This window comes from Vibrio vulnificus NBRC 15645 = ATCC 27562 (genome assembly GCF_002224265.1).
Taxonomy (GTDB): Bacteria; Pseudomonadota; Gammaproteobacteria; order Enterobacterales; family Vibrionaceae; genus Vibrio; species Vibrio vulnificus.
The window spans coordinates 2,167,021-2,179,888 of record NZ_CP012881.1 but is presented as its reverse complement, the minus strand read 5'-3'; the positions used below and the strand labels follow the sequence as shown (position 1 = coordinate 2,179,888).

The 12,868-nt window shown below is 45.5% G+C and carries 11 protein-coding genes and 2 tRNA genes; all 13 read right to left on the bottom strand.

Features of this window, described 5'->3' with window-relative positions; translation table 11 throughout:
- Positions 1-218: 218 nt before the first annotated feature.
- The gene (rpsO, locus tag AOT11_RS10190; protein ID WP_011079620.1) at positions 219-488 is read right to left on the bottom strand and encodes a 30S ribosomal protein S15; all 270 of its coding nucleotides are present in this window, start codon (positions 486-488) and stop codon (positions 219-221) included.
- 152 nt (positions 489-640) lie between these two features.
- The gene (truB, locus tag AOT11_RS10185) at positions 641-1,585 is read right to left on the bottom strand and encodes a tRNA pseudouridine(55) synthase TruB (protein WP_017419791.1); all 945 of its coding nucleotides are present in this window, start codon (positions 1,583-1,585) and stop codon (positions 641-643) included.
- The gene (gene rbfA, locus AOT11_RS10180; protein WP_011079617.1) at positions 1,585-1,980 is read right to left on the bottom strand and encodes a 30S ribosome-binding factor RbfA; all 396 of its coding nucleotides are present in this window, start codon (positions 1,978-1,980) and stop codon (positions 1,585-1,587) included. The genes truB and rbfA overlap by 1 nt, the downstream gene beginning before the upstream one ends.
- Before the next feature lie 99 nt (positions 1,981-2,079).
- Positions 2,080-4,803, bottom strand: a complete 2,724-nt coding sequence (gene infB, locus AOT11_RS10175) for a translation initiation factor IF-2 (protein ID WP_017419790.1) — start codon at positions 4,801-4,803, stop codon at positions 2,080-2,082.
- A 24-nt stretch (positions 4,804-4,827) separates the two neighbouring features.
- Positions 4,828-6,315 (bottom strand): transcription termination factor NusA, encoded by a 1,488-nt coding sequence (gene nusA / locus AOT11_RS10170; protein ID WP_017419789.1) that lies wholly within the window; start codon positions 6,313-6,315, stop codon positions 4,828-4,830.
- Positions 6,316-6,350: 35 nt separating this feature from the next.
- Entirely contained in the window at positions 6,351-6,806 is a 456-nt protein-coding gene (rimP, locus tag AOT11_RS10165) for a ribosome maturation factor RimP (protein WP_011079614.1), read from the bottom strand.
- A gap of 210 nt (positions 6,807-7,016) precedes the next feature.
- Positions 7,017-7,093, bottom strand: a tRNA-Met gene (locus AOT11_RS10160).
- Between the two features lie 57 nt (positions 7,094-7,150).
- A tRNA-Leu gene (locus tag AOT11_RS10155) sits at positions 7,151-7,234 on the bottom strand.
- 17 nt (positions 7,235-7,251) lie between these two features.
- Positions 7,252-7,584, bottom strand: coding sequence for a preprotein translocase subunit SecG (secG, locus tag AOT11_RS10150; protein WP_011079613.1), 333 nt, complete (start codon positions 7,582-7,584; stop codon positions 7,252-7,254).
- Between the two features lie 261 nt (positions 7,585-7,845).
- Complete coding sequence (gene glmM / locus AOT11_RS10145; protein WP_013571177.1) at positions 7,846-9,186, bottom strand: phosphoglucosamine mutase; 1,341 nt, start codon at positions 9,184-9,186, stop codon at positions 7,846-7,848.
- Between the two features lie 28 nt (positions 9,187-9,214).
- Positions 9,215-10,045 carry a dihydropteroate synthase gene (gene folP / locus AOT11_RS10140; protein ID WP_017419788.1) on the bottom strand — a complete coding sequence of 277 codons (831 nt, stop codon included), beginning with the start codon at positions 10,043-10,045 and terminating at the stop codon, positions 9,215-9,217.
- A 53-nt stretch (positions 10,046-10,098) separates the two neighbouring features.
- Positions 10,099-12,051, bottom strand: coding sequence for an ATP-dependent zinc metalloprotease FtsH (ftsH, locus tag AOT11_RS10135; protein WP_039468633.1), 1,953 nt, complete (start codon positions 12,049-12,051; stop codon positions 10,099-10,101).
- A gap of 107 nt (positions 12,052-12,158) precedes the next feature.
- Positions 12,159-12,788 carry a 23S rRNA (uridine(2552)-2'-O)-methyltransferase RlmE gene (gene rlmE / locus AOT11_RS10130; RefSeq protein ID WP_011079609.1) on the bottom strand — a complete coding sequence of 210 codons (630 nt, stop codon included), beginning with the start codon at positions 12,786-12,788 and terminating at the stop codon, positions 12,159-12,161.
- Positions 12,789-12,868: the final 80 nt, after the last annotated feature.

The window sequence follows — 12,868 nt, the reverse complement described above, 5'->3', positions numbered from 1 at the left end:
ATCAACAAAGAGATTCTGAGCGTTTTGCACTGTGAGGTTTCCGCTCTGCGAGTCAGTTGGTAAATTGGCAGAACGCTAATGTCAGAAGAAACAATATAAAAGTAGAGAGACAAAAACGGTAAAAAGAGAAAAAAGCGAAGGAGGCGATGGTGATTTTCAGATACAAAAAAAGGGGCATATAGCCCCTTTTTCAACAAACTGTACTATGCAGCCACTAATTAGCGACGTAGGCCTAGACGTTTGATTAGGTCTTGGTAGCGAGCTAGATCTTTACCTTTTAGGTAGTCTAGAAGCTTACGACGACGAGAAACCATGCGTAGAAGACCACGACGGCTGTGGTGATCGCCTTTGTGCGCTTGGAAGTGACCTTGTAGGTGGTTGATAGAAGCAGTTAGTAGTGCTACTTGTACTTCTGGTGAACCAGTGTCGCCTTCGCCACGTGCGTAATCAGCAACGATTGCTGCTTTAGTTTCTGCATTCAGAGACATCATTCTCTCCTAATAAGAGTAGGTTAATATTTGTGCCAGCCAATCTCTGATTCAGCCGACACGAGGAGCGCGAATTATAGGGAATATTCTTCCTTTGAGCAATACAAAAATACCGGCTTGTTAGCCGGTATTTTTACTTGAGCCTTTTATCGTTACTCTTCGTCGCGAAAAACCACCAAACGTTTTGGTGCAATTTTCCCATCGCGATTCATTTCACCGACACCGATAAAGCGTCTTTCTTCACCCATGGTCAATCTGAGTTGGCCTTCTGTTGGCGCACTCAAGACTTGAACAGCTTGGCCATGCATCACCATATCGGCTAGATCCGCGATCAGATTCACTTCTGGCAAATCTTCAACTGCGGTATCCATCGGCATCAGCAATGGATCCAGCACCTCACGTGGTGCAATGCCATCACGATTGGCGTTATCAACCAATTCGTTAAGCTGTTCTAAGGTCACCATGTTTTCATAAGGATACTTTGCAACACCAGTACGACGTAGCATAGTTACGTGTGCACCACAGCCAAGCATTTCACCTAGATCGTCGACGATAGTGCGAATGTAAGTACCTTTTGAGCAATGCACTTCCATTTCCACTTCATCACCTTCAAAGCGATGAAGAATGATCTCATAGACGGTTATCTTGCGAGACTCTCGTGGCACTTCGATGCCTTTACGAGCATATTCATATAAAGGCTTGCCTTGATATTTCAATGCTGAGAACATCGATGGTACTTGATCGGATTCCCCGCGGAATTTCTCAATACACGCTTCTAGGGTCTCTAGCGTCACGTTAACAGGGCGAGTTTCCACTACGTCACCGTCAGAATCTGAGGTGTCGGTGCGCTCACCTAGCTTTGCGATCACTCGATAACGTTTGTCTGAATCGAGCAAAAACTGAGAAAACTTTGTCGCTTCACCAAGGCAAATTGGCAACATCCCCGTAGCTAGTGGGTCCAGCGCGCCTGTATGACCCGCTTTTTCTGCAAAGTAGAGGCGTTTTACTTTCTGCAAAGCATCGTTAGATGACATTCCTGTAGGTTTATCTAATAAGATAACACCATCAATCGGACGACCTTTACGACGACGAGCCATTACTCTTCGTCCTCACGACCTGCGTCTTTTTGCTTGATTTTGTCTTTGTTGACCACTTCGGTGACAAGGTTTGACATGCGCATACCTTCAACCAAAGTGTTGTCGTAATAGAAGCGAACTTCAGGCGTCAAACGAAGACGGATGCGTTTACCTAGCATCATACGAATATGCACTTCGTGTTCACGCAGTGCGGCAAGACAAGACTCAGGGGTTTGTTCGCCAACACATAGGAAGGTAACAAAGACTTTCGCATAAGCGAGGTCACGCGACACTTCCACATCGGAAATCGTCACCATACCCAAACGAGAATCACGAACTTCACGTTGAAGGATCATCGCAAGTTCTTTTTGCAGCTGCTGTGAAACACGCTGCGTGCGGCTAAAATCTTTTGACATATCTTTTCTCTTATATAGAAAGAATGGGGGGTGGATATCCCAACCCCCCATGGCGTATTCAACAACCTACAATTGCCTGTTATCGGCAATTTTAGTCAATTAATCGATCGTACGCTTGATCTCAATTGTTTCGAATACTTCGATTTGGTCACCAACGCGAACATCATTGTAGTTCTTAACGCCGATACCACACTCGTAGCCATTCTTAACTTCTGCAACGTCGTCTTTAAAGCGACGTAGTGACTCAAGCTCACCTTCGTAGATTACAACGTTATCACGAAGTACACGGATAGGTGCGTTACGCTTGATCAGACCTTCAGTAACCATACAGCCTGCGATTGCGCCCAGCTTAGGTGACTTAAACACGTCACGGACTTCAGCAAGACCAATGATCTCTTGTTTGAATTCAGGCGCAAGCATACCGCTCATCGCTTGTTTCACTTCGTCGATCAATTGGTAAATGATTGAGTAGTAACGTAGGTCAATGCTTGCTGCTTCGATTGCACGACGTGCAGATGCGTCAGCACGTACGTTAAAGCCTAGGATGATCGCGTTAGACGCTTCAGCCAGAACCGCATCAGTCTCAGTGATACCACCAACACCAGAGCCCACAATGTTCACTTTCACTTCTTCAGTTGAAAGTTTTGTTAGTGAGTCTGCGATAGCTTCAACAGAGCCTTGTACGTCAGCTTTCAGTACGATGTTAAGTTCTGCAACATCACCAGCCGCCATGTTAGAGAACATGTTCTCTAGTTTAGACTTCTGCTGACGAGCCAGTTTCACTTCGCGGAACTTACCTGCACGGTAGTTAGCAACTTCACGTGCTTTACGCTCATCACGAACAACTGTCGCTTCATCACCCGCAGCTGGAACGCCAGAAAGACCTAGGATCTCTACAGGGATTGATGGGCCAGCTTCGTTAACTTCGTTACCGATTTCATCACGCATCGCACGTACACGGCCATATTCTTGACCACATAGAACGATATCGCCTTTACGTAGCGTACCAGATTGAACAAGTACAGTTGCAACCGGACCACGACCTTTATCAAGACGAGACTCAACAACCACACCAGAAGCCATACCGTCTTTCACTGCTGTTAGTTCTAGAACTTCAGCTTGAAGAAGGATTGTCTCAAGTAGTTGATCAATGTTAGTACCTTGTTTCGCAGAGATGTGAACAAACATGTTCTCACCGCCCCACTCTTCAGGCATTACGTTGTACTGAGATAGCTCGTTCTTAACGTTGTCTGGGTTCGCTTCTTCTTTATCGATCTTGTTCACTGCAACAATCAGTGGAACACCAGCCGCTTTCGCGTGCTGAATTGCTTCCACAGTTTGTGGCATTACGCCATCATCAGCTGCAACAACAAGAACAACAATATCCGTCGCTTGAGCACCACGAGCACGCATTGCGGTAAACGCCGCGTGTCCAGGAGTATCCAGGAAGGTGATCATGCCGTTCTCAGTTTCAACGTGGTATGCACCGATGTGCTGCGTAATACCGCCCGCTTCACCAGAGGCAACGTGAGTACGACGAATGTAGTCAAGCGTTGACGTTTTACCGTGGTCTACGTGGCCCATGATGGTTACAACAGGAGCACGAGGTACCGCTTCAAACATGTTGTCACGATCAGAAAGTACCGCTTCTTCAAGCTCGTTTTCTTTGCGTAGAACAACTTTGTGACCCATTTCCTCAGCAACAAGCTGTGCTGTTTCTTGGTCGATAACTTGGTTGATGGTTGCCATAGCGCCCATCTTCATCATGATCTTGATAACTTCGGTCGCTTTAACCGACATTTTGTTCGCAAGTTCAGAAACAACGATCGTCTCACCAATCACAACGTCTGATTTCGCAACAACTGCGCTCTTATCAAAACCGTGTTGCATTGACTTAGGCTTAGAAAGTTTGCCTTTACGGCCCCCCTTTCCACCACGTTGTACACGTGGACCGCCACGTTCATCATTTTCGCTCGCTTTAGCAGAAGATTTGGTCTTCTTCTTACGGCGACGAGCTTCTTCTTCTTTACGATCTGCTTCATCTTCGGCTTCACGTGCATATTGTGAAGTCGTTACATGGTAATCTGTATCTTCCATATCACCCTTATTCTCTTCTGCAGCAGACCAACGCTCTTTATTCTTTTCAGCCATCTCGCGAGCTTCTTCAAGCTTGCGCTGACTTTCCTCTTCAGCCTTACGCTTAGCTTCTTCTTCCTGACGACGTTTTAGCTCTTCGGCCTCTTTTCGCGCTGCTTCTTGCTTAACTTTTTCTTCAGCGTCACGTTTTGCTTTACCTTCAGCATCACGTTTCGCTTTCTCTTCTGCATCACGATCAACCGACTTCTCAGCGTCACGTTTTGCGGCTTCTTCAGCTTCACGTTTCGCTTTTTCTTCAGCTTCACGTTTCGCTGCTTCTTCAGCTTCACGTTTCGCCGCTTCTTCGGCTGCACGTTTTGCTGCTTCTTCAGCTTCACGTTGCGCCGCTTCTTCAGCTTCGCGTTTTGCTTCGTCTTCGATTGCACTACGTTTTACGTAGGTACGCTTTTTGCGCACTTCAATCTGAACATCTTTACTCTTACCACCGCCAGCATTAACACTTAGCGTGCTGCGTGTTTTACGCTGTAGAGTCAAACGAGTTGGCTCGGTGTCACCACTAGTGTCGCCGTGCTCTTTTTTCAGATGCGTCAGCAGTTTTTGCTTCTCTTCATCTGAAACTTGATCTGAACTCGATTTTTTCATGCCAGCATCAGCAAGTTGCTCTAATAAGCGGTCAACTGGCGTACCAATTTCTTCACTCAGTGCTTTAACTGTAAGTTGTGTCATGCCGCTTCCTCCCCTTGCTGAATATTATGCTTCTTCTCCGAACCAACAGATATTACGTGCTGCCATGATCAACTGACCTGCACGCTCTTCTGTTAGACCGTCGATACCTTCTAAATCATCGATGCCCTGGTCTGCTAGATCTTCCAGTGATGCAACACCTTTCGCAGCCAATTTGAATGCCATTTCACGCTCAAGACCTTCTAGATTTAGTAGATCTTCTGCTGGCTCTACACCCTCGAATGACTCTTCACGAGCTAATGCGATCGTGGTTAGTGCATCTTTCGCACGGCTACGTAGCTCTTCGATTAGATCTTCATCCAGACCTTCAACTTCTAATAGCTCGTTTACTGGTACGTATGCGACTTCTTCTAGTGTCGAGAAACCTTCTTCAACAAGCAGTTGAGCGAAGTCTTCTTCGATATCTAGATATTTCATGAAGTTTTCGATTGACGCTTGAGACTCTTCTGCGTGTTTCTTCTGCAGATCTTCAACCGTCATTACGTTCAGTTCCCAACCCGTTAGTTGAGACGCTAGACGTACGTTCTGACCGTTACGGCCGATAGCTTGCGCCAAGTTACCCGCTTCAACAGCAATATCCATTGAGTGGGCATCTTCATCAACAATGATGGATGCAACATCCGCTGGCGCCATCGCGTTGATAACGAACTGAGCTGGGTTATCGTCCCAAAGCACAATGTCAATACGCTCGCCACCAAGCTCACCAGAAACCGCTTGAACACGCGCACCACGCATGCCGACACACGCACCAACAGGATCAATACGTCTGTCATTTGTTTTCACTGCGATTTTGGCACGAGAACCAGGATCGCGTGCAGCGCCTTTAAGCTCAATGATTTCTTCTGCGATTTCAGGAACTTCAACGCGGAATAGTTCAGCAAGCATTTCAGGTTTAGAACGCGTGATGAACAATTGGAAGCCTCGTGCTTCTGGTGCAACTTTATATAGAAGACCACGTACACGGTCACCCGGACGGAAGTTTTCACGAGGTAGTTGGTCATCGCGCAGAATTACCGCTTCCGCGTTGTTGCCTAGATCAAGAACCACTGTTTCACGGTTTACTTTTTTCACAACACCAGTAACTAGGTCACCTTCGTTATCAATAAACTGCTCAACGATTTGTGCACGCTCTGCCTCGCGAACTTTTTGTACAATAACCTGTTTTGCAGTTTGAGTAGTGATACGGTCAAACGTTACTGACTCGATCTCTTCTTCAATGAAATCACCAAGCTGAACAGATTCATCGTCGTAGTTAGCAGCTTCAAACGAAATTTCTTTCGTTGGGTTTTCTACTTCATCAACCACCAACCAACGACGGAATGTGACGAATTCGCCTGTTTTACGGTCGATAGCAACACGTACATCGATTTCGATTTCGTATTTTTTCTTAGTCGAAGTCGCTAAAGCAATCTCCAAAGCTTCAAAGATACGCTCACGAGGTACCGCTTTCTCGTTCGATACCGCTTCTGCTACCGCTAAAATTTCTTTACTCATTTAATTAGCCTCTAATCTGAAAACTTGTTCAGGAACTAAAATTTAGGGATAAGGTTAGCTTTGGAAATGTTGCTCAAAGCGAATTCTTCTTGCTGACCATCAACCGTCAGTGTAATGGCTTCACCATCAACAGAATGGATTTCACCTTTCCATTTGCGACGGTTGGCTACAGCCATTTTCAATACAACGTTGACTTCTTGACCGATAAACTGCTCATAATGTGCAGGTTTAAAAAGTGGTCTGTCCAAACCTGGTGAAGAAACTTCTAGGCTATACGCCACTGAAATTGGGTCTTCAACATCAAGCACAGCACTCACTTGATGACTTACTTCCGCACAGTCTTCAACGGTAATGCCATTTTCATGATCGATGTAAATACGCAACGTCGAGTGTTCACCCGCACGAATAAATTCTAATCCAACTAACTCATAACCGGATGCAACGACTGCCGATTCAAGCATCTCTGTCAGTTGTCTTTCTAAACCAGTCATTCAAACCACTCCAGAAATAAAAAAAGGGCTCAGAGCCCAATATAAAAACCAAGCAATATCTGTACAGAACTCGCACCGGCGAGAAGTACAGATAACAAAAAACCCCGATTAGTCGGGGTTTTTTGTTGCTGGACCCTGATACGTTAAACAACCGATGTTGCTTAACTTGTAGTGTGGTTAGCACTACCAAACTTGCATCCAATCTAAAATTGGTTGCGGGGGCCGGATTTGAACCGACGACCTTCGGGTTATGAGCCCGACGAGCTACCAAGCTGCTCCACCCCGCGTCCGACTAGTTGAGCATTATACGCTCAACACAGTTATTTACAAGTTTGTAAAATCAATGGTGCCGAGAGAGGGACTCGAACCCTCACACCATAGGCGCTAGCACCTCATGCTAGTGTGTCTACCAATTTCACCATCTCGGCAATTTTAAAGCTTTCGCTTATTGAGGAATCTCATCTGACTTAGCAGGAGCTTCACTCACGTTATCTTGAACTTGTTCAACAACTTGACCTTGTGTTGGATCAACCCATTGAGACTCTGCTTTATGAGTCGACATGCGACCAAGCGTTAAGCTCACGATAAAAAATACTGTTGCTAAAATAGCAGTTGTTCGGGTAAGGAAATTACCTGAGCCGCTGGCACCAAAAACAGTGTTTGATGCGCCCGCACCGAACGAGGCTCCCATATCTGCGCCTTTACCTTGCTGAATCAACACAAGGCCAATTACACCAAGCGCTGCCAACAGGTAAATCACAAGTAGAACGCTAAACATTTTTCCACCTATGTTCCAAATTGTTGAGCCAGCGCCATTCTCTGACTTGCATTAAGCAAGCAAGAACAAGGCTAGCATCCTCCTAACTGAAGGCCGAGCAATACTAACGAAAGGAGTCATTCATGACAAGCGAAAAATACAAAAAAAAGAGCACAATGCACTGAACGGTTAAAAAAGGGGCAAAATATCAATTTTAATCGAAAAAAAGAGCTACTTTCAAAGTAGCTCCTTTCACATTCGAGAAGATAAGCTTGTGATAATTTAGCAGTTGTCTTTCACTGCTTGTGCAATTTTAAGTGCACTATTTTGTACAAGTTCACCATCTTCGCCTTCTACCATCACACGAATTAATGGCTCGGTACCTGATTTACGTAGAAGAACTCGGCCTTTACTGCCTAAATCGGCTTCAACGTCTTCCACGGCTTTTTTAACGGCTTCGGCTTCTAGTGGATTGCCTTGTCCAGCAAAGCGCACGTTTTCGAGCACTTGCGGGTAAAGTGTCATGCCTTTTGAAAGCTCATTTAGTGATAGCTCACTGCCCACAACAGATGCCAACACCTGCAATGCGGCAACAATGGCATCGCCAGTAGTTACTTTATCCAGCAGAATTACGTGTCCAGAGTTTTCAGCGCCGATCTTCCAACCTTTCTCCAACAGTTTTTCCATTACATAGCGATCGCCAACCGCAGCGCGTACAAATGGAATACCCAGTTGCTTGAGGCCATTTTCCATACCAAGGTTAGTCATAAGGGTACCTACTACGCCCCCTTTGAGTTCACCACGACGCAATGCATCTCGCGCAATAATATAGGCAATTTGGTCGCCGTCGACTTTATTGCCTAAGTGATCAACCATGATAATTCGGTCACCATCACCGTCAAACGCCAATCCTAAATCCGCTTGCTCTTCAACAACACGTTGTTGTAGAGCACGTACATCGGTTGCGCCTACTTCATGGTTAATATTGGTACCGTTTGGTGTTACGCCCATAGCAATAACATCAGCACCCAGTTCAGTAAACACATTTGGCGCAATGTGATACGTTGCACCATTCGCACAATCTACAACGATTTTAAGTTTTGCTAGGCTCAACTCTGAAGGAAACGTACTTTTACAAAATTCAATATAACGACCGGCCGCGTCGTTGAGACGTGTCGCTTTACCTAATTCTGCAGACTCTACGCATTCGATTTCTTTATCCAACTCAGCTTCAATAGCTAACTCAATATCATCGGGTAATTTTGTCCCTTCAGAAGAGAAAAATTTGATGCCATTGTCATAGTATGGATTGTGAGAAGCCGAGATCACAATACCAGCTTCAGCGCGGAATGTTTGTGTCAAGTACGCCACAGCAGGTGTTGGCATCGGCCCAGTAAAAGTCGCCTTTAAGCCCGCAGCCGCAAGCCCCGCCTCTAAAGCAGACTCAAGCATATAGCCTGAAATACGCGTATCTTTGCCGATAATAACTTTTTTCGTTCCTTGCTTCGCCAATACACGACCTGCAGCCCAGCCAAGTTTTAGTACAAAGTCGGGAGTAATAGGATACTGGCCTACTTTCCCACGAACACCATCTGTACCAAAATAACGTCTTTTATCCGACATGTTTATTCCTTCTTATATTCTTTTTAACTCAGATATTTTTATGCATCATATGAATAACTCGCATCGCTTCAACGGTCTCTTCGACATCATGAACACGAATGATCTGAGCGCCTTTCATAGCAGCAATCGTCGCACATGTTACACTAGCCACCATGCACTCTGCAGGCTTTTTGTTCAGTAATTTAAAAACCATCGATTTGCGAGACATGCCCGCCAAAATCGGCAAGCCTAATTGATGAAACGCTTCTAAGTGCGCTAACAGATGATAATTGTGTTCGATGGTTTTGCCAAAACCAAATCCAGGGTCAAGAATAAGCAGCTCTTTAGCAATACCGGCTTCTTCACAGGCTGCAACACGCTCTTCCAAAAATTCGCCGACCTCTTTTAACACATCTTGATAGCTTGGGTTATGCTGCATGCTTCGAGGCTGGCCTTGCATGTGCATCAGACAAATCGGCACTTGGGCTTTCGCGGCAACAGCCAAGGCCCCTGGTTCCTGCAATGCGCGAACATCATTAATGAGATCCGCACCGGCTTCAATAGCTTGCTTCATCACTTCCGCTTTGCTGGTGTCAATAGAGATCCAAACATCATGCTTTTGCCGAATGGCTTGAATTGCCGGAATAACGCGCTTCAACTCTTCTTCCAGTGAGACTTCTGGCGCACCTGGACGTGTTGATTCACCACCGATATCAATGATACTCACACCAGCAGCAATCATTCGCTCTGCTTGGACCAACGCCGCATCAAGCGCATTAAATTGGCCTCCATCGGAAAACGAGTCAGGTGTGACATTAAGAATTCCCATCACAACAGGGAATAAAAGATCTAAAGATTTTTTTTGAGAACGTAGAATCATAGTAGAAATACAAAAACCCCGAGTTGCCTCGGGGTTTCCTTATTAATTAAAACCTATTCTGCATCTTTTTTGTCAGTAGGCTGCTGAACTTCATCTGGTTGAGACTGAGCAGTCACTTCCGGCTCTGCGGTTTTCTCTTCAGCTTTTGCTTCTGATTTTTCCGTTTTCTCCGTTGCCGCTTGATCACCCCAACCCGCAGGTTCACGAATGGTCTCTTTGCGAGCCATCAGATCATCAATTTGACCAGCATCGATGGTTTCGTATTTCATTAACGCATCTTTCATTGCGTGCATGATATCCATGTTATCGATTAGGATTTGTCTTGCACGCTCATAGTTGCGGTCAATCAACTTACGAACTTCATCATCAATCAGTTTTGCGGTGTCGTCTGACATATGTTTAGTTTGTGTCACACTACGACCTAAGAAAACTTCACCTTCTTCTTCTGCATAAAGCATTGGACCAAGTTTTTCCGAGAAGCCCCACTGTGTCACCATCTTGCGAGCAATATCAGTTGCACGTTCGATATCGTTTGAAGCCCCTGTTGATACACGATCTACGCCGTAAATCAGCTCTTCAGCTAAACGACCGCCATATAGGCTTGAAATCATAGACTCTAAGTGCTGACGAGACATACTGACTCGGTCTTGCTCTGGCAAGTACATGGTGACACCAAGTGCACGCCCGCGAGGAATAATCGACACTTTGTAAACAGGATCATGCTCAGGCACGAGGCGACCAACAATCGCATGGCCCGCTTCATGGTACGCCGTTGACTCTTTGATTTCTTCAGACATCACCATAGAGCGACGTTCTGCACCCATCATGATTTTGTCTTTTGCCAGTTCAAATTCAACCATAGAGACATTGCGTTTATTGCCACGCGCAGCAAATAGTGCTGCTTCGTTAACTAGGTTGGCCAAATCAGCACCCGAAAACCCTGGTGTACCACGCGCAATAAGAGAAGGCTCAACGTCACCCGCTAGCGGTACTTTACGCATATGCACTTTTAGGATCTGTTCACGACCACGTACGTCGGGCAGACCGACCACAACTTGACGGTCAAAACGCCCAGGACGCAGCAGTGCAGGGTCCAAAACATCTGGACGGTTGGTTGCCGCAATAACGATAATGCCTTCGTTACCTTCGAAACCATCCATTTCTACTAGCATTTGGTTTAGTGTTTGTTCACGTTCATCGTGACCACCACCGACACCGGCACCACGTTGGCGACCTACGGCGTCAATTTCATCAATGAAGATGATACATGGTGAGGCTTTTTTTGCCTGTTCGAACATATCACGAACACGCGATGCACCAACACCAACAAACATTTCAACGAAGTCAGAACCGGAAATAGTGAAAAATGGGACTTTCGCCTCACCAGCAATGGCTTTTGCCAATAAGGTTTTACCCGTACCTGGAGGGCCCACCATCAAAACACCAGTTGGAATCTTACCACCCAGCTTCTGGAAACGGCTTGGGTCACGTAGATAATCCACTAGCTCTTTAACGTCTTCTTTGGCTTCGTCACAACCTGCGACATCACCAAACGTCGTTTTGATCTGCTCTTCACTCATCATGCGAGCTTTGCTCTTACCAAATGACATGGCACCTTTGCCACCGCCACCTTGCATTTGACGCATGAAGAAAATCCATACACCAATGAGTAGAATCATTGGGAACCAGGAAATAAAGATAGTACCGAGCAAGCTTTGCTCTTCTGGAGGCGTACCTTGTACTTTAACGTTTTGGTTGATCAGGTCGTCCAGCAATTTCTGATCGTATACCGGCATGTAAGTTACAAACTTACCGCCGCCGCCACGTCTAACGAAGGTAATTTCACCGTCTTTAAACGTTGCTTCTTGAATCTGGCCTTGACCAACTTCCTGTACGAATGTGGTGTAATCCACTGCTCTGCCGTTACTTTCTCCAGGGCCAAAGCTCTGAAATACCGACATTAACACGACAGCGATAACCAGCCACAGAATTAAATTTTTTGCCATGTCACTCAAGGTGTCAGCCTCTCGATAACTAATTGTAATTAAAGGTAGGGTACTACAGTTTGTAACCTGTATCTATAGTGTTAACTTTTACCTGTGAGGGCAAATAGTTAACCTTTGTAACCAGTGGCTACAACAAAGACTTCTCGTGAGCGAGCTCGCGATGAATCTGGTTTTCTGATTTTTACGACTTTAAACATGTTTCGGACTTCTTTGACATATTCATCGAAGCCTTCACCCTGGAAAACCTTTACGACAAAGCTACCATTAGGTGCAAGAACTTGTCGACACATATCTAAAGCTAATTCAACTAAATACATTGCTCTTGGCTGATCGACTGAGTTGTTACCGGCAATATTGGGCGCCATATCTGACATCACAACATCCACCATGTCAGGTTGAATACGTTCAAGCAGCGCTTCCAAAACGGCATCCTCACGAAAATCACCTTGAAGGAAGGAAACACCAGCGATCGAATCCATCGGCAAAATATCACAAGCAATCACACGACCACTATCACCAACCACTCCAATGGCGTATTGCGACCAACCACCGGGAGCCGCACCCAGATCAACAACCGTCATACCGGGTTTTAGCAATTTGTCTTTTTGTTGAATTTCTTCAAGTTTAAAGATAGCACGAGAACGGTAACCTTTTCGTCTGGCTTCATTCGCATACTTGTCGTCAAAGTGTTCTTTTAACCAGCGGCTAGAGCTCGCTGAATGTTTTTGTTTACTCATTCTAGTCTCAACAAAGCCAGTTGCAGAGTTATCAATTTAATAGGTCGTTCCTATTAATTAATAAATTATAGTCTTCAGCA

Coding starts and splice junctions, on each gene's coding strand:
- rpsO (WP_011079620.1), bottom strand. CDS start 488: ATGTCTCTGAATGCAGAAACTAAAGCAGCAATCGTTGCTGATTACGCA.
- truB (WP_017419791.1), bottom strand. CDS start 1,585: ATGGCTCGTCGTCGTAAAGGTCGTCCGATTGATGGTGTTATCTTATTA.
- rbfA (WP_011079617.1), bottom strand. CDS start 1,980: ATGTCAAAAGATTTTAGCCGCACGCAGCGTGTTTCACAGCAGCTGCAA.
- infB (WP_017419790.1), bottom strand. CDS start 4,803: ATGACACAACTTACAGTTAAAGCACTGAGTGAAGAAATTGGTACGCCA.
- nusA (WP_017419789.1), bottom strand. CDS start 6,315: ATGAGTAAAGAAATTTTAGCGGTAGCAGAAGCGGTATCGAACGAGAAA.
- rimP (WP_011079614.1), bottom strand. CDS start 6,806: ATGACTGGTTTAGAAAGACAACTGACAGAGATGCTTGAATCGGCAGTC.
- secG (WP_011079613.1), bottom strand. CDS start 7,584: ATGTTTAGCGTTCTACTTGTGATTTACCTGTTGGCAGCGCTTGGTGTA.
- glmM (WP_013571177.1), bottom strand. CDS start 9,186: ATGTCGGATAAAAGACGTTATTTTGGTACAGATGGTGTTCGTGGGAAA.
- folP (WP_017419788.1), bottom strand. CDS start 10,045: ATGATTCTACGTTCTCAAAAAAAATCTTTAGATCTTTTATTCCCTGTT.
- ftsH (WP_039468633.1), bottom strand. CDS start 12,051: ATGGCAAAAAATTTAATTCTGTGGCTGGTTATCGCTGTCGTGTTAATG.
- rlmE (WP_011079609.1), bottom strand. CDS start 12,788: ATGAGTAAACAAAAACATTCAGCGAGCTCTAGCCGCTGGTTAAAAGAA.